Origin of the sequence: Leeuwenhoekiella palythoae (assembly GCF_900130045.1) — a bacterium.
Lineage (GTDB): Bacteria > Bacteroidota > Bacteroidia > Flavobacteriales > Flavobacteriaceae > Leeuwenhoekiella > Leeuwenhoekiella palythoae.
On record NZ_FQXT01000001.1, the window covers coordinates 639,948 to 658,459 of the forward strand.

At 40.8% G+C, this 18,512-nt stretch carries 9 protein-coding genes; 8 read left to right on the forward strand and 1 reads right to left on the reverse strand.

The window, feature by feature from the left end:
- Positions 1-134: 134 nt before the first annotated feature.
- Positions 135-1,565, forward strand: a complete 1,431-nt coding sequence (locus BUA96_RS02670; RefSeq protein ID WP_072980069.1) for an exonuclease domain-containing protein — start codon at positions 135-137, stop codon at positions 1,563-1,565.
- Here the strand turns inward: BUA96_RS02670 and BUA96_RS02675 are convergent.
- Entirely contained in the window at positions 1,562-2,542 is a 981-nt protein-coding gene (locus tag BUA96_RS02675) for a bile acid:sodium symporter (RefSeq protein WP_072980071.1), read from the reverse strand. The two genes, BUA96_RS02670 and BUA96_RS02675, sit on opposite strands and share 4 nt — an antisense overlap.
- 256 nt (positions 2,543-2,798) lie before the next feature.
- On the opposite strand from BUA96_RS02675, the gene BUA96_RS02680 reads away from it, so the two are divergent.
- From BUA96_RS02680 to BUA96_RS02710, 7 genes are all read left to right on the forward strand, one after another.
- Positions 2,799-3,824 carry a LacI family DNA-binding transcriptional regulator gene (locus BUA96_RS02680; RefSeq protein ID WP_072980073.1) on the forward strand — a complete coding sequence of 342 codons (1,026 nt, stop codon included), beginning with the start codon at positions 2,799-2,801 and terminating at the stop codon, positions 3,822-3,824.
- 693 nt (positions 3,825-4,517) lie between these two features.
- Positions 4,518-7,592: a SusC/RagA family TonB-linked outer membrane protein gene (locus BUA96_RS02685; protein ID WP_233430594.1), complete on the forward strand. Its 3,075-nt coding sequence runs from the start codon at positions 4,518-4,520 to the stop codon at positions 7,590-7,592.
- Positions 7,593-7,650: 58 nt separating this feature from the next.
- Positions 7,651-9,453, forward strand: a complete 1,803-nt coding sequence (locus BUA96_RS02690) for a RagB/SusD family nutrient uptake outer membrane protein (protein ID WP_072980465.1) — start codon at positions 7,651-7,653, stop codon at positions 9,451-9,453.
- 72 nt (positions 9,454-9,525) lie between these two features.
- On the forward strand, positions 9,526-10,191 hold the full coding sequence (locus tag BUA96_RS02695; RefSeq protein WP_072980078.1) for a basic secretory protein-like protein: 666 nt from the start codon (positions 9,526-9,528) through the stop codon (positions 10,189-10,191).
- Positions 10,192-10,205: 14 nt separating this feature from the next.
- Positions 10,206-12,032, forward strand: coding sequence for a discoidin domain-containing protein (locus BUA96_RS02700; protein ID WP_072980080.1), 1,827 nt, complete (start codon positions 10,206-10,208; stop codon positions 12,030-12,032).
- A 170-nt stretch (positions 12,033-12,202) separates the two neighbouring features.
- Positions 12,203-14,707, forward strand: a complete 2,505-nt coding sequence (locus tag BUA96_RS02705; protein WP_233430595.1) for a glutaminase domain-containing protein — start codon at positions 12,203-12,205, stop codon at positions 14,705-14,707.
- 664 nt (positions 14,708-15,371) lie between these two features.
- A complete protein-coding gene (locus BUA96_RS02710) occupies positions 15,372-18,512 on the forward strand; it encodes a SusC/RagA family TonB-linked outer membrane protein (protein WP_084673032.1) in 3,141 nt (1,046 codons plus the stop codon).

Sequence of the window (18,512 nt, forward strand, 5' to 3'; positions counted from 1 at the left end):
CGCTGATGCGATAACTTGAAGAAACCGTGTTCCCCCGCACGGTTTTTTTTATGCTCTTGACTTTCGATGGAAAAATTCCGTTAATACGGATTTTTTCCTTTTATAACAGTTAGAGATTTGCGTACTTTGCACTTATGAAAGAGGCCAAGTTTGCGGTTATTGACGTTGAGACTACCGGTGGCGGGATCAAAGGCAATAAAATTACAGAGATCTGCATCATTGTTCTTCAGGATGGTAAAGAGCTCAACCGGTTCACTTCACTCGTAAATCCGGGAAGAGAAATTCCACTGTATATTGAAAAACTAACCGGCATCAATGACCGTATGGTTGAGGATGCTCCTTATTTTGATGAAATTGCGCCACAGATCCTAGAGCTTACTCGTGATTGTATTTTTGTGGCACACAATGTTGGTTTTGATTATAACGTGGTGCGAGCAGAATTTAAAGAAGCAGGCATTGACTTTAACCGAAAACGCTTGTGCACCGTTCGGCTTGCTAAGAAACTCATACCGGGATTGTTTTCATACAGCCTGGGCAATTTGTGTACTTCTATAAACATTCCGCATTACGACCGGCACCGGGCGCAAGGAGATACCGAAGCTACGGTAATCTTATTTCAACGCTGCCTGGACCTTGATCCGGATTATGAAGTCATCGAAGAATTCCTTAACCGAAAATCAAAAGAGTCTTACTTCCCTCCGCACTTTAAAGCGCAGGATTTTGAGAATCTTCCGCATAAACCGGGTGTGTATTTCTTTAAAGATAAAAACGGAAAACCGCTTTACATCGGTAAGGCGATAGACATACAGAAACGGGTGCTTTCGCATTTCAGAGAAAAGAGTAATCGCAAATATGAATTGCTGCAAAACACGCACAGTATTGACTATGAACTTACCGGCAGTGAGTTACTGGCGCTGTTGCGGGAAGCTGAACTGATTTTAAAATATTACCCTAAGTACAATAAAGCACAAAAGAATCCGTCGAAACCTTATAAGCTTACCTCCTATCATAATAAACAAGGGATTGAGCAGTTTGCGTTGCATAAAAACAAGATCGCTCCGGTGAGTTGGATGCAGTTTTACACCCGTGAGGAGGCCATTCAGTTTATGGAGCATCTTTGTGAGGAATTTGAATTATGCCCTAAATATTGTGGGCTGCAACAAGGCGTGGCTACCTGCAATCATTATAAAATACACACGTGCAGTGGTGCGTGTTCTGGTGATCTTAGTGTTGCTGATTACAATCTGCGCGTGTCTAAAGCGCTCGATTATATTCACCAGTACGAGCAGTCCTGCCTATTGGTAGAAAAAGGCAGAGAAACGGGTGAGAAATCTTTTATCTATTTAAAACAAGGTCGGTTTTCAGGATATGGTTTTATAGACGATGCAGCAGATTTTAATCATCACGAGGATTTTGAGCATTATCTGATTCCGCAGAAAAGCTCGGCATATGCAGACCGTATTGTGCGTCGCTATCTCGCCACAGAAAAGCATATTGTGCGCTTACCGCTTACTTCAGTAGAGCAGCATACGCAGAATATTTTTGAAAATTGGTTTGTAGATTAAAGCACTTCCTGCTCAGTAACTCTTCGGGCAAAACGAGAAGCAACCGCACTGATGATCATAATTTGCGAAGCGTGAAAAAGCATTAACGGCAATAACACTAAGCCCAAGCCGGGCATTCCGGTAAAGATGATTTTTGAAAAGACGGTACCGTGTACCAATGATTTTTTGGTTCCACAAAATTGCGCAGTTATTTGATCTTCGATCGAAAAGTGTAACCATTTAGCAATGCTTCCGGTCAACCAAAAGACAACAGCAAACAGGCTTAGTACTCCACCCCATATTAAAAGCAAATCTAACCAGGAAACCGAAGCGAATAGTCCGTCTGAAAAAGACTCGGCAAAGCTTTTATAAATGATGAGTAAAATAATACTCTTATCAAATAAGGTGAGTTTTTTGCTATGCTTCTGAACAAAATCTCCTAAAAACCGCTGCAACAACATCCCTAAAATCACGGGGAGTAAAATCTGAACCACCAGCTTGGTATAGATCTGGGTAAAATCAAAATCGCTTTGCATATCGTCTATAAAAAGACCCATCCACAGCGGCGTGATGATGATGCCTAGTATTCCGGAAATACTGGCATTAAAAATCGCCGCCGGAATATTTCCTTTAGCGATGGAAACCATCACAACAGATGAACTAACTGTTGAGGGCAAAGCGGCTAAAAAGAAAAAAGACAACCACAGGATCTCGTGGGTTTCATTCTGTAAAAGCGGCCGGAATAACAGCACAAGCAACGGAAAAATTAAAAACGTACATGCCTGTACTAATAGATGGAGTTTAAAATTTCCCAATCCCGCTTTCAACTTTTGCGGACTCAACTTAAGTCCGTAAAAAAAGAAGATCAACGCAATCCCTATGGCGCTTATAAGATCTAAAGGTACCGGACTTGAAGCAACACCCCACTGAGGGAAAAAATATGCAATTGCGATAACCACGATAATTGCTACTACAAAACGATCAATTTTTATGCGCATAGAGGTATGTGGAGTTATAAGATCAAAAAAGGAGGCAAAGTTAAGGCAGATCTTTATCCTAACTTGGTAGCATTCTATCTGATTTTAAAAGATTTTTTACGCATTTTTTGATATTAATTGGCTGAAATATGCTTTTAGTCTAAAAAAACATGCGTTATCTCATCTTAATCAATATTTTTATAAACGTTAAAACCAACCACAGAAATCACGAAAGGCAAGAAAAGCCTTATTGATCTCTTGAGAACCTAAATAACGCATGAAGCAAAAGCGCCCATCTATAAAAGACATTGCAAAAGCACTAAATGTCTCTATAACCACCATTTCTTTTGTATTAAACGGCAAAGGCGAAGAACGAAAGATTTCAAAAGAAGTCATTAAAAAAATTGAAGACTACGTAGAAGAAATCAATTATCGCCCCAATCAGGTTGCTCAAAGCTTACGTACCGGAAAAAGTAAAATTCTGGTCTTTATGGTCGAAGATATCGGGAATAGGTTCTTTGCTAAAATCGCCAGGATCATTGAAGATATCGCTTATGAAAAAGGCTACAAAGTCTTGTTTTGCAGTAATGAAAACAATGATAAGCGCTCCAGAGAGCTCATTAGAGTTTTTCACGAACGACAAGTAGACGGATTTTTAATCATACCCTCTCCCGGAATAAAAAAGGATATTGAAAACCTAATTAAAAGCGATATCCCGGTAGTACTGGCTGACCGCTATTTTGAAGATCTCGATGTGCATCACGTGGTGATTAACAATTATGCAGCCGCCCAAAATGCGACGCAGCATTTGATTGATAATGGTTATAAAAACATCGCGTTTATTTCGATAGATACACAGCAAATTCAGATGAAAGATCGCGCGAGAGGATACCGTGACGCTGTACAGCAAGCAGGCTTATCTCCTACGGTTCTTGAATTGCCTTTTGAAGAAATTCACAAACCGGAAGGAAAAAATAAAATCAAAGCACTACTTACCGGAAGCAACGGGATCGATTCCGTTTTCTTTTCTACCAATTATTTGACGCAGGCTTCATTAGAGATCATCAAAGAATTGGACCCAAAACTCATCTATGATCTAGGGATCGTGACCTTTGACGACAATGAGTTCTTTAGGATCAATACGCCTTCGATCACAGCTGTAGCGCAACCGCTTCAAGAATTAGGCGAAGAATTGATGCGCATTATGTTCAAACTTCTCAAAAAGAGCGATAAAGAAATTCCGGTGATCAAATCGGTGCTTGATGCAGAATTACTCCCGCGAGAATCTTCTAAAAAGAAGTAGCTTTCGCTCAATTTTTCAGCCTAAAACAAAATGCAAAATAGGTTCAAAGGCTTTTTGGTAAGCTTTATTAAATAAATAAAATGAAATCCATTTTAAGAAGATCTAATCTTTCTAAAATGGATTTTTTTATGCGGAATATTTCCTTTAAAATCACCCCAGAATTTTACTTCCTTTCTATCTTACTCTTTCGGTATTAAATACGGCGATGCCAATTTATGTTAAAATACTATCATTTCGGCAGTAGATAGTATCACGATGCTCTTCGATTTTTGAAAATTATTAATAGTTACGAATAATCAATAACTATAAAAACGCGTCATTAAACGGTATCTGAAACGTTTTGTAGTGCTTTTAAGACATAATGATGCAAATCGACTTTTATTACTGAAACGATTCCATTAACTAATCAATTTCGCTATTTTAATTACATTCTGTAATCCTAATATTGTATTATCAACTTCAATCTATAACTTTAAGCGTGAGAATTTTAGATTAGGCAACGTTCTCTTAAAGATTTGGTAAAACGTTTTACTAGTTTTAGCAATCTTTTAACGGAAACACGAATAATTTAAAAACTCAGTTTATTGGATGAAAAAATTACTTTCTCTCATTGACAAGTATTCTTTTTCTCTTAAGGTCCTTTATCGACCTAGAGAATCCAGGTGTAACATCCTGGTTTTAGGAATACTTCTCATGACATTGCTGTTGAGCACCACTTCAGCAATGTATGCCCAAGAAGAAACCGGTATTACAGTTACCGGTACAGTAACAGACTCGCAAGGAGTACCGCTCCCCGGAGTCAACATTAAAGAACAAAACACTACTAACGGAACACTTACCGATTTTGATGGAAATTATACCATTACGGTGAGCGATGGCGAAGCAACGCTTGTATTCTCGTATGTAGGTATGAAAACTGCTGAAATTCCTGTGAAGGGGGAATCCAGTATTGACATTCAGATGGCAGACGATGCGCAATCTTTGGATGAAGTCGTATTAGTAGGATACGGAAAACAGAAAAAAATCAGCGTGGTAGGTGCACAATCTACGATCAAAGCAGACGAACTAGAATTACCTGTTGCCAATTTGGGTACTATGCTTGCCGGTCGTATTTCTGGGATTACCGGGGTACAACGCTCAGGTTTACCGGGTTACGATGGCGCAGATCTATGGATTCGCGGTATTTCAAGTTTTGGTAATGCATACCCTCTGGTTCTGGTAGATGGGGTTGAGCGTTCTTTAGACAACATTAATCCACGTGATATTGCATCCTTCTCTATTTTAAAAGATGCTTCAGCAACCGCAGTTTATGGAATTCGTGGGGCTAATGGCGTGATCTTGATCGAAACCAAAAAAGGTAAAATAGGTAAGCCACAAATTACATTAGACTATTTTGAAGGGGTAACGCACTTTACTAAAACACCAGATCTTGTAGACGGTATTACCTATATGAATTTGGCCAACGAAGCCTTAACCACGCGTGGGGATCTACCTAAATATTCTCAGGAATACATTGACGCCACAGCATCAGGCGAGAATCCGCTGCTTTACCCTAATGTCAACTGGATGGACGAAGTTTTTAAAAGTTACGGACGCAACAGACAAGCACTCATCAATGTCACCGGAGGCGCCGAAAGCGCTCGCTATTATGTGTCGCTTGGATACTACAACGAGACCGGACTTTTTCAAACAGATCCTAATGTGAGCTATGATTCAGGTACTGGTTTTGAGCGTTATAATTTCACTTCAAACCTTACCCTTGATTTGACCAAAACCACAGATATCAATGTAGGAATACAAGGTTATTTATCAGACGGAAACTATCCCGGAACGCCTACTTCGGCTAATATCAGTTTAGAAGATCAGATCTTTGGGACCGCCTTAGAGGCACCACCGGTAGAATATCCCGTGCTTTACCCAGGCGGTTACGTTCCCGGTAGAAGTGCCAATGGCGGCTTACGCAACCCGTATGCAGAAGTTGCGTTACGAGGCTACCGTACCATTACCCGTACCAATCTCAACACTAACCTAAACCTCAACCAGCAGCTGAGTTTCATTACTGAAGGTTTATCACTACACGGTCTTTTTGCTTTTGATTCATTTAACGAGCAGAATGTAGCAAGGTCAAAACGTGAAAGTACCTACTTTGTAGATGCTAATTTCCCATACACAGAAGATGGCGGTTTATTGCTTAACGAGACCTACACAGGTACTAACTTTCTTGGCTATGATCGCAGCAATGGTGGAAACCGCAGGTTCTACACTCAGGTTTCTGTAAACTACGACCGCAGTTTTGGAAAACACAGCGTTAGCGGTCTACTGCTTGCTAATCGTACCGATTATTCAAATGCATTTGCCGGCAACTTTACAGAAGCCATACCTTTTAGAAATGAAGGTCTAGCAGGTAGAGCTACCTATTCCTATGACGACCGTTATTTTCTTGAAGTGAATGCGGGTTATAACGGTTCAGAAAACTTTGCTCCTAACAACCGCTACGGTTTTTTCCCATCACTGGCAGTGGGTTGGGTCGTATCTAACGAAAAATTCTTTGAACCTATAAAAGAGCATATTGATTACTTTAAACTGCGCTACTCAGACGGTTTGGTAGGGTCTGATTCAGGTGCAGGGCGCTTTGCTTACCTCAACCGTGTAGAAAGCGGGCAGGATGGATATTACTTTAGTGAAAATAGACAGTATGTAGATGGAATCGCGCAAACCTATTACGGGGTTGATGTTGTTTGGGCCGAAGCGCGCAAACAAGATTTAGGGATTGAGATCAATGCATTTGATAGTAGATTAAGCCTGATTACAGATTTCTTCTACGAGCGTACCGAAGGTGCCTTCTTAAACCGAAGCGACATTCCTAATTACATTGGTTTAACTACCGATCCTTACGGAAATATCGGGGTTACCGAAAACAAAGGTTTTGACGGAACGCTTAACTACAGTCATCAATTTCAAGAGCTGCGCCTTTCGTTTAGAGGAACCTTCTCTTACAACAAAAATAAAATCGTTGAGAACGGAGTCCCAGAACAACCTTATCCTTGGTTAAACCGTCAGGGTACAGGTCTTTTAGCTAACGTAGGTTATATAGCTGAACGTTTATTCACTCTAGAAGATGACCTTGATGGCGATGGCTTTATTACGACCGCAGACGGTTTTCCAACTCAGTTTGGACAAATTCAACCGGGAGATATCAAATATTCAGACCTAAATGGCGATGGCCAAATAGATGCCTTTGACCGTAAAGTAATTGGTGATGGTGATGTTCCGGCACTGACTTACGGTTTTGGAATTACTGCTATTTATAAAGGTTTTGATGCGAGTTTATTCTTTCAGGGACAAAGTTTTTCTGACCGTTTTATAGGCGGTTATGGTATTCGCCCATTTATAGGTGATGGTGGTGAAGGTAATATCTACACCACTAGTCTGGATCGCTGGACAACTGAAAACAATGATGCTTATGCCACCTACCCAAGGCTTTCTTTTAGTGCTTCGGGGATAGGACAAACAAACAATAACCAAAACAGTACGTGGTGGTTGCGAGATATTGACTTTTTAAGACTGAAAACTGCCGAAGTTGGATACACGTTTAAAGAAACCTTTTCCAAAAAATTTGGTGTTGATGATTTTAGAATCTATATGCGCGCCACTAACCTGTTTACCCTGAGCAAATTTGACCTTTGGGATCCCGAGTTGAATACCAACAATGGTGGGCGTTATCCTAACATTTCGGTAGTATCCTTAGGAGGAACTTTTCAATTCTAAAAAAAATAATTGAATCGCAATACCTCGTGTAATGCAGATTCAAAAAAATATAAAACTTATGAAAAAACTAATAGTAACACTTATTCTTAGCGGATTATTGCTCTCCTGCGGCGATGATTACTTAGATCAGGTGCCTGATGATCGCCTTACCTTTGAGGAGACTTTTGCACGTAGATCTACCGTTGAACAGTATTTAGCTAATGTGTATTCACAAATACCCAGTGAGTTTGCACAGCGTTATACTACGACTGAAAACTCTGGACCTTGGACCGGCGCTTCTGATGAAGCCGAATATGTTTGGGGATTCCATATGGGGAATTTCCTGAATATTGGTGACTGGAATGCGACTACCCAAAATGTAAGTAACCTGTGGTCTAACTTTTACCGCGGAATTCGATCGGCATCTACTTTTATTGAGTCGGTAGATTTATGCCAGGATTGTGATCCTGCAATCATTACCCAGTACAAAGCCGAAGCGCGTGTTTTAAGAGCCTATTATTACTTCAATTTAATGCGAAGCTACGGCCCGGTTATTTTGCTAGGAGAAACGCCAATTCCTGCTGATGCAGACCTTCAAGCGTTGGGTTTAAAAAGAAATAGTATTGAAGAAGTAGCTGCCTATATCACTTCAGAATTAGACGTGGCTGCAGCAGATCTTGAAGGCACAAGCTTTACAGGTAATAATGCAGGTCGTATGAGCACACCTTTTGCAATGGCGATCAAAGAACAAACGCTGCTATTTGCGGCGAGTCCGCTTTTTAATGGAAACACAGATTATGCTGATTTTGTAGGCACCGAAGGAGAAAACCTAATCCCTCAAAATTATGACGTGAATAAATGGAAAGCTGCCGCCGATGCTGCCAAAGCTTTTATTGACAAATACGTGCCCAACACTTATAGCCTTTACGAGCGTTTTAATGAGGATGGTTCGTACAACCCTTACCTTTCTACACGTGATGTGATGCTAGTAGATTACAATTCTGAAATTGTTTACGCGCGCCCGGGTGGTGCTAATTATCTGCATTATGATATGACTCCTTACCACTTAGGTTCAGCTACAGAAGTACGCGGTGCCGGTGGTCTGAGCGTTACGCAAGAAATGGTAGATGCCTTCTTTACTTCAAACGGAAGAGCTATTGATGATCCACAGGCCAATTATGTGGCTGATGGTTTCTCTCAATTTCAGGCGCCTTATGATTTTACCACGAGAACTACTTTTAATCCGTGGACCAATAGAGAGCCACGATTTTATGTGGGAGTAACCTATAATGGCAGTTTATGGCTCAACCGTAATTTTGGTGATATCATTACCAAGACTTGGTTTGGTGGAAACTCTGGTCGCCAAGCAGGTACAAATGACTATCCTCCTACCGGATACATCGCAAGAAAAAAACTTCCGGTTGGCGATTACAGAAACAATAACCGCTCGTTACCTATGCTGCGTTTAGCAGAAATCTATTTGGATTATGCCGAAGCACTAAACGAGTACGACCCGGGAAATCCTGATATTTTGACTTACGTCAATCTCATTCGCGAACGTGCAGGAATTCCTGAGTACGGTTCTGTAGAACTGGATGCTCCTGCAACCCAAGAAGCTATGCGCGAGGCGATAAGAAAAGAACGCCGTGTAGAATTATTCTTAGAGAACACCAGATATTTTGACGTTCGCCGCTGGAAGATCGCTGATGAAGCCCTCGCCGGAGAAATGCACGGTATGGATATCAATGCCCGTACTGAAGAGGAGTTCTACAACGTAGTGACTTTTGAAACGCGCATATTTAGACCACAAGATTATTTGTGGCCTATTCCACAAGATGAATTAAACGCAAACCCGGAGCTTGTGCAAAACCCGGGTTGGTAAACCAGTAGCCACAAGATTAGGCTCCTGCCCACGTACAGGGCCTAATCTTAATTTATAAAAACATACGATATTATGAGAACATTATTTTTTAACGCTTGCGTAATCGCTTTAGTAAGTCTAAGTCTTACCGGTTGTGCTCAAGATCAAAATAAATATACCTTAACCTACACCAGTCAGGATGAAACTTTAGATCCCGAAATTCAAGAAGGTATTGAAGAGATCTTTGAAAAAGTGTATCCTAAGCTGGTACAGGATTTTAATCCTGCTGCTCAGGAACATGTAACCATAAAAATTGATACAACTTACGATGGTGTAGCTTATGCTCACCAAGGAGCGATCACGATCAGCTCAGACTGGTTGCACAAAAAACCAGAAGATCTTGATCTAGTTACTCACGAACTTATGCACTTGGTACAATCTTATCCCGGAGGTGCAGGACCCGGTTGGTTAACAGAAGGAATTGCAGATTACGTCCGTTATAAATATGCTTTAGATAATGAAGGAGCGGGATGGTCGCTAACCCCGTTCAGCCCTTCTCAAAGTTATGAGAACGCATACCGTATTACGGCGCGCTTTTTAGTATGGTTGACGCAAAATTACGATGAGGACCTTGTCGTGAAGCTTGATGAAGACTTGCGTACCAAGCAATACACTCCTGAAACTTGGAAGAAATACACGGGTAAAACCGTTGATGAATTATGGGAAGAATATGCTGCTAACCCCAAGCTAAGCATCTAAAAAATTAGATAATTATGAAAAAAACTATATATACTGTCTTACTGGTATTTGGGGTATTTATGATGCTTCAATCTTGTGGAGATGACGACTCGTCTCTGGTTACAGGCGAACCGGATTCTGTTGTGAATAATGATCCTGAAGGTTCTCCGCTACGCGGAATTACACTTAGCTGGAATGAACAGGATGAGGATGTTTTACGTCAATATTTTGATGTTTCGACCGCGGTCTATTACGACGCGGAAGTAGATCGCGCTATAGAATGGCCATTCAATTTCTTTAGTAATTCTTGGGCCTACGTAGTAGAAAACTACGGCACCTATGGTGAAAAGAGTTTGCTTTATGTGATTGGTCACGGTGAATCTGACAGCCCTACGTATTACAAAACCATCTTTGATGATGATGCCGGTAATCGTAGTTTAATAGATCTTCCTATCACAACAACTGAAGGATCAGGTGCTACGCTTGATGTGGCTTCTGCTTTAATGGCGCAAGTGGTGGAACACTCTAGCAACGGGGTTCATAAATCACCTGCAGCTGCAGTTTGGGGAGATACCTACAATCAGATCTTTACCTATGACCTCTATGTAAATCTTGGCCTCGAGGCAGAGGCCGAACGTGTAAAAACAGCGTTCAGCGCTACCTCGGTAAATTATCCTAATGCAGAAACCTTTTGGTTCAGAGATTGGTTTTTGCCTATTTATGAGACCTACAATGGAGGTATCACGCTCAACAACTTTTTTAAAGTTCTTGCAGCCAACTATCCTATTGACGGAACTGATTATGCCCGCGATATGAATTTAGGCGAACTCGTGCATTTTTTTAGCGGTGCTACCGGTGAGGATCTTGAGCCGCTTGCAGAAAGCGCTTTTGGTTTTGATGATACCAATAAAAACGAATTGCTACAGGCGCGTGCAGAGTTCCCTAATTTGAACTATCCTTTTGATCCCGCTTCAGAATTGATTGACGTTACTTCAGAAGGAAACGCGACAATCGTAGTAAGTAGAGATCACCCTAATGGTGCAGACTCTGCCGAAGGTTCTCTTAAAGTGATTGATAATGATTACACCACAAAATTCTTAACTAATGGTTTTCCGCAGGAATTTTATATGCAGCAAAACTTTGAGTTTGCTCAGGTGGTAAATAAATACACATTTACTTCGGGTAATGATGCGCCTGACCGTGATTTTAAAACCTGGGAACTTTTAGGTTCTAATGACGGAGCCAACTTTGAGGTTTTAGATACACGTACAGACCAAACCTTTACGGCGCGTAATCAAACCAGAGAATTCACATTTGACAACGATCAAGCTTATCGCTATTATCGTATTAATGTGCTAGAAAACAACGGTAGCACGCTCATTCAACTAACAGAATGGAGACTGCTTAATCTTAAGCTTTTAACCTTTGGACCTCAAGACATAACCGCTACGGCTATAACAACGGTAAGTCGCGAAAATCGTAATGGTGCAGATTCTAACGAAGCTTCCATAAGGGTAACCGATGGAGATACAGGTACCAAATTCCTTTTGTTTGACTTTAATAATCCTGAGTGGATTCAGCAAGAGTTTGCGCAAGGGGTTCGCGTAACAAAATATTCGCTTACTTCTGCAAATGATGCTCCCGGCAGAGACCCTGTAGGCTGGACGCTTTCAGGATCTAACGACGGAACCAATTTTACAGAAATAGATTCAAGAACCGGCCAGTCTTTTGAAAGCAGAGGACAAACGCGTGAGTTTTTGATCACCAATGATACCAGCTATACGTATTATCGCTTAGACATTTTAGCCAATGGTGGCGATAGTTTGTTTCAATTAGCTGAATGGCGCTTGTTTGCTGAATAATTTAGATTGACCTTCAGCTTAATACCTTAATATCCTGAGCCCTTAAAAAAGGGTTTGGGATATTTTGATAAAAGAGAATAACGCACTGCTGAAGCCATTTTGATTATTAAGGATCGAGCCCAATTACCTTCCACTTTGTGGAAAAAACCAGAATAACTAAATTTTAAACTATGAACAGAAACAGTTTATTGATGCTTAGCCTTCTGTGCCTCTTTGTATTTTCGTGCAAAGAAGAGAAAGCCACAGCACAAAACGAAAACGATGTAAATGCCGCCAGCGCTTCGTTGCGCGCACCGGCCTACCCGCTCATTACCCACGACCCTTATTTGAGCATTTGGTCTATGGGCGACGAACTTAATGCTAGCCCTACTAAGCATTGGACCGAACGAGACCACGCCCTCACCGGAGTGCTTCAGCTAGATGATAAGTTTTATCAATTTTTAGGAAGCGAGAGTAAAGTTTATGAGACCATCCTTCCGGCTTCAGATGAAGAAACCTATTCAGTTAGCTATTCCGAAAGTAAACCTGATGAAAATTGGATCAGCACCAGCTACGATGCTTCTGCTTGGAAAACCGGGGAAGCACCTTTCAGTGAAAATGAGAGTATGGCTAAAACGGTGTGGAACACAGATGACTTGTATTACAGACGCAGCTTTGATCTGGAAACTACAGATCTGGAGAGTTTGTATCTAAAATTAAGCCATGATGATAACGTAAAAGTTTGGCTTAACGGGGTGCAAATCGCAGATATCAACGGCTGGCAAAACAGCTACAAGTACTTGCCTATTCCTGAACAAGCGATGCAAACGCTCAAAACGGAAGGGAATGTACTTGCGATTCACATCCGCAACACCGCGGGCGGACAATTTTTAGACGCCGGATTAGTGACTGAGGCCAAAACGCAAACCAACTCGATCGTCAAAAAAGCAAAACAGATTGATGTGGCTTTTAGAGCAAATCAAACCGAATATGTTTTTGACGCCGATGGAACTCAGGTGAATGTGACATTTACCTCTCCGTTATTGATCGAGGATCTTGCGATCTATAGCAGACCTATATCGTACATCAATGTAAAAGTCGCAGGTAAAGAAGGGCAACAAGCCAAAGTATATCTAGGAGCTTCTTCTGCTATTGCGATCAACCAACCGGTGCAAGAGGTGGAAGTTTCAGAATATCAAAATGAAGGGCTTTCGGTATTGAAAGCAGGCTCTGTGGCGCAGCCTGTATTAGAGAAAAAAGGAGATGACCTGCGTATTGATTGGGGATATTTATACGTTGCTGCTCCAGCTGAAAATGTACAGCAGTATGTTTCTCCGGCTGCCAAAGGGTTAGAAGCTTTTGCTACCGGAAGTGTACAGGATACTGATGCTGAGACAACCGGTAAAAACCTTATCCTGAATACCGTTGCAGATCTTGGTAAGATTGATGCACAGGGCGCAGAACAAGTTTTTATGATTGGTTATGATCAACTCGAAGCGGTGAATTATTTTGGAACCAGCCTTAAACCGTGGTGGTCTAAAGACGGTGCAACAATGAATGCTGAGCTTGGCGAAGCGTATGCTAATTACAACGGCGTGATCAATAAAGTCAAAACTTTTGATCAGAAATTGTACGATGATGCGTTAGCTGCAGGTGGTAAGAAATACGCAGATCTTTGTGTTGCCGCTTACCGTCAAGCCATTGCTGCTCATATTCTCGTAGAAGCGCCTAATGGTGATATTTTGTTTTTATCAAAAGAAAATAACAGCAACGGTTCGATCAATACCGTGGATGTTACCTACCCTTCTGCTCCACTATTTCTGGTTTATAATCCAGATTTACTTAAAGGAATGCTCAATGGAATCTTTTACTACAGCGAAAGCGGAAAATGGAAAAAGTCATTTCCGGCGCACGATATAGGAACTTACCCTATTGCTTTAGGTCAGACCTATGGAGAAGATATGCCGGTAGAAGAAGCAGGAAATATGCTTATCCTAACTGCGGCAATCGCTCAAGTAGAAGGCAATGCAGCATATGCTAAAGCGCACTGGGAAACACTTACCACCTGGGCAGATTACCTGATGCAAAGTGGTTTTGACCCAGCCAACCAATTATCAACAGATGATTTTGCCGGTCATTTAGCGCGTAATGCTAACCTTTCGGTAAAAGCGATTATGGCCATTGCTTCTTACGGGAAACTTGCAGCGATGCTGGGAGATACTGCAACTGCTGAAAAGTATACCAATGCCGCTAAAGAAATGGCTGGCAATTGGAAGAACATCGCGGCAGATGGCGATCACTACACCTTGGCTTTTGAAAGCGAGGGTACCTGGAGCCAGAAGTACAACCTGGTTTGGGATGAGATTCTGGGCTTGAATATTTTTGATGAAGACGTTCATAAAACAGAAATCGCCTATTATCTAACCAAACAAGAAGACTACGGTTTGCCATTAGACAGTCGTAAAACCTACACGAAGTCTGACTGGATTTTATGGACGGCGACTTTGGCTGATAATGAAGCTGACTTCAATGCACTAATTGATCCGGTTTGGGAATTTGCTAATACCACACCAGACCGTGTGCCGCTTTCTGACTGGCACGAGACCACTGATGCACACAAAGTTGGTTTTAAAGCCCGCTCTGTAGTAGGTGGTTATTTTATTAAAATGCTCAAAGATGAACAATTGAGCAAGTAGTATTTAATTAGCGTTAATACTATGGAAGCGGAGTCTCACCAACTCCGCTTTTTTTCTACCCAAAACGGAATGTATTTGTTTACTAAACAAGTAGTATAGCGCAGTACTAAATCTCTTAAGCAGAAGATGATAAACTCATTAGAACTGAAGCATTTTTCAATAGTGATGTGTGTAAGCATGATAATGAGCATTTTGCCTTAGTTTCTCACAAAAAGGCAGTTTTTGGCCTATAGTACGATGACAGTAGAAAGCATCTTCCATTATTTGAGAAATTACCGCAATTACGATTTCATCAAAAAAATCAGGAAACTCCTAAAAAAATTAACAATTGATCAGGTTTTAGAATGTGCTCACCTACCGTTGACACAAATACCATATCGTTTGAAATGATTTGTTTTGCACTCAATAAATTCAAACGTTATAGTTTCAATATAAAACCTAATTGCCATTTAAGATTTACAGCTGTAACTACAAATTGTCTTAAACATCACTATTTGCGTCAATATTACGTATTAAACGTAAAATTTACTTTTAATATTAATACCAGATAAAACGTTTTTATACATTCGTCAAACATTACGATATCGATATCGTAACGCGTTATTCTCTTAAAATTTTAACAATCAGAAATTTTAAAAACTAATTCACACAAAAATGAAACTCAATGAAAAAACTTCTACTGAACTCGATTAAATGGCATCCCTTGCTGATGTTGGTTCTAGGCGTTTTGTGTTTACAGAATACATACGCACAGGAAAATATCACTGTTGAAGGTAATGTAAGCGCTGCAGGAGAAACAGCAGGGCCACTGCCTTATATTACCATTTTGGTCAAAGGGACCACGCGGGGAACCACTACAGATTTTGACGGAAATTATAGCATTAGTGCTGCACCTGATGCTACCTTAGTATTTAGCTATGTAGGTTTTAAAACCAAAGAAATACCTGTTGATGGCCAAACCCAAATAGATGTGCAACTTGAAGAGGATATTGCCGGCTTAGATGCTGTTGTGGTAACCGGATATTCTACACAAGATAAAAAGTCGATCACCGGTTCTATTGCAACCATAACCAGCGAAGATCTGGAGAAAGTGCACGGAGGTGCTACTGTAAGTTCTGGATTAGCCGGTAAAATACCTGGGGTTAGCTTCCGTATGAATGACGGACGCCCGGGAGCAAGTGCTTCAATTCAGATACGTAATATGGGTACTCCTCTTTATGTAATTGATGGTATTCAGCAAGATGAAGGTCAGTTTAACAACATATCTCCTAACGATATTGAAAGTATTACAGTACTTAAAGACGCCTCAGCTGCTGTTTATGGGGTTCGTGCCGCAAACGGTGTAGTCGTAGTAACTACAAAAAAAGGACGTAAAGGAGTTAAAAATACGGTCAATGTTAATGCATATGTAGGCTGGCAAAACTGGTCTCGTTTTCCTGAGACAGTAAACGATTCTTATCAATGGATGTTAGGTAAGGCTGAAGCTGAAGTCAACCAGTACGGCTCAACAGGAATCACTCCTGAAGAATTAGAAAAATACCGAATTGGTGAAGAGCGTGGCTATCAATCCTTTAATTGGAAAGATTTTATAATCAAGAAAAATGCACCGCTTACCAATGTAAACGTAAGTGCTACCGGAGGTTCTGAAAACATCAGCTATTATTTATCTGCGACTCACTTAGATCAAGAGTCGGTATTAGGTGATGAGTTTACTTTTAAAAGAAGTAATATTCAGAGTAATGTTGACGCTAATATCACAGACCGTCTTAAGGTTGGTGTACAAATCAATGGCCGCGTAGAGACGCGTAAAAATCCTGGTATTCCCGGAGCCGATGACTACTGGCTACCTCGTTTTGCAATTTTGCGTAATCGCCCATTCGAGCGTCCGTATGCTAATGACAACCCGGAGTATCTTAACGATATAGGGCATAATGAGACCAATTGGGCATTACACAACTTTAAAATAGGTGGTTATGCAGAAGATATTTGGCGTGTACTACAAACCAATTTTTCTGCAGAATATGACATTCCCGGTGTAAAAGGTTTAAAAGCAAAAGGAATGTACTCTTACTATATTGCAGACCGCGTACTCAATGGTCATGAATATACTTACGATGCATATACCTACGATCCTGAGAATGATGTCTATAATGTAACTGGTGGAAGTTCAAACCCTTGGAGGGAACGCAGAACCCGCAAGGTCTTGAGAAATATTTATCAAGGGCAGTTACAATACAAGCGTAAATTTGGAGACCACTCTGTTGAAGGGCTGTTTATTGTTGAGAGACAAGAAGCAAGGTTTCAAGAGCAATGGGTACACGCCGTTCCAAAAACAAATACGCTACCTCTAATTTATTTTTCAGACACTGATGCTTACGATGATTCTGATAATGAAGAAGCCCGTATAGGATACATAGGTCGACTAAACTATAATTATAAAGACAAGTATTATTTAGAAGTTTCTGCGAGACGCGATGCCTCTTGGAAATTTGCACCAGACAAGCGCGTGGGGTATTTCCCTTCTGCATCAGCAGGTTGGAGAATCACTGAAGAAGAATTCTTTAAAGACCTTATAGGTGATGACAGCGTTTTAAATAATCTAAAATTCAGAGGTTCATATGGTATCCTCGGAGATGATAATATTGGTATTGGGCCTTATGATTATTTAACAGGGTATAACTACAATCAAGGCGTAGCTATTTTAGATGGAAACCCTGTGATCGCTAGCCGTGATAAAGGGCAGCCTATCACAAACATCTCTTGGTTTAAGAGTAAGATCACAGATATTGGAGCTGATTTTTATCTATTTGACTCTAAGCTATCTGGTTCTGTTGATTACTTCTACAGAAAGCGTACGGGCCTAAGAGGACGTAAATATGACATCCTTATCCCAAATGAATTGGGTTATGGTCTTCCTGATGAAAACGTAAACTCTGATGCTCAATATGGTATTGAAGGAGCATTATCCTACGCTACAAATTTTGGTGAAGTGACCTTTAATGTTTCAGGTAATGCTTCTATTTCAAGAAGTAAATTCTTAGAATCATATAAGCCTCGCTTTGATAACTCGTATCAGCAGTACCGTGCATCTTCAGAAAACAGATACAATACAATTTTCTGGGGCTACACAGCATTAGGGCAATTTCAGTCTCAAGAAGAGATCGACAACTACCCTGTTGATATTGACGGTCGCGGAAACAGCACCTTGCTACCTGGTGACATTATTTATGAGGATGTTAATGGTGATGGCCGTATAGATGGTTATGATGAAACCCCAATTGGCTATAATAATTACAACCCGTTGATCAACTTTGGGTTCAGTCTTTCTGCGGCCTATAAAGGCTTTGACTTAAGAGCAGATTTCTCTGGTGCCTCAGGATACTCTTGGAATCAAAGCTGGGAACAACGCTGGGCGTATCAAAATAATGGTGCGTTAAACAAAATTTTCCTTGATCGTTGGAGACGTGCAGATCCGTTTGATCCAAACAGTGAGTGGATTCCGGGTAAATATCCTGCATTGCGCTTCAATGATGGCGGCCACAGTAACTACAACAAAAATTCTACATTTTGGTTGCATAACGTCACTTATATCAGAGCTAGAACACTAGAATTAGGCTACTCGCTACCAGACACTTTCCTTGAAAAAATCAATGTTTCGAGAGCGCGCTTTTATGTTAACGCATACAACCTCTTCTCTATTGATAATCTTGCTGAATTTGGCGTAGATCCAGAAATATCTGATGATAATGGGTTACAGTATCCGCAAAACAAATTTGTAAACGTAGGAGTCAACATCTCACTTTAA

What these genes read in the sequence shown, in the direction of transcription:
- BUA96_RS02670 (WP_072980069.1), top strand. Translation starts at nt 135, where the DNA reads ATGAAAGAGGCCAAGTTTGCGGTTATTGACGTTGAGACTACCGGTGGC.
- BUA96_RS02675 (WP_072980071.1), bottom strand. Translation starts at nt 2,542, where the DNA reads ATGCGCATAAAAATTGATCGTTTTGTAGTAGCAATTATCGTGGTTATC.
- BUA96_RS02680 (WP_072980073.1), top strand. Translation starts at nt 2,799, where the DNA reads ATGAAGCAAAAGCGCCCATCTATAAAAGACATTGCAAAAGCACTAAAT.
- BUA96_RS02685 (WP_233430594.1), top strand. Translation starts at nt 4,518, where the DNA reads ATGACATTGCTGTTGAGCACCACTTCAGCAATGTATGCCCAAGAAGAA.
- BUA96_RS02690 (WP_072980465.1), top strand. Translation starts at nt 7,651, where the DNA reads ATGAAAAAACTAATAGTAACACTTATTCTTAGCGGATTATTGCTCTCC.
- BUA96_RS02695 (WP_072980078.1), top strand. Translation starts at nt 9,526, where the DNA reads ATGAGAACATTATTTTTTAACGCTTGCGTAATCGCTTTAGTAAGTCTA.
- BUA96_RS02700 (WP_072980080.1), top strand. Translation starts at nt 10,206, where the DNA reads ATGAAAAAAACTATATATACTGTCTTACTGGTATTTGGGGTATTTATG.
- BUA96_RS02705 (WP_233430595.1), top strand. Translation starts at nt 12,203, where the DNA reads ATGAACAGAAACAGTTTATTGATGCTTAGCCTTCTGTGCCTCTTTGTA.
- BUA96_RS02710 (WP_084673032.1), top strand. Translation starts at nt 15,372, where the DNA reads ATGAAAAAACTTCTACTGAACTCGATTAAATGGCATCCCTTGCTGATG.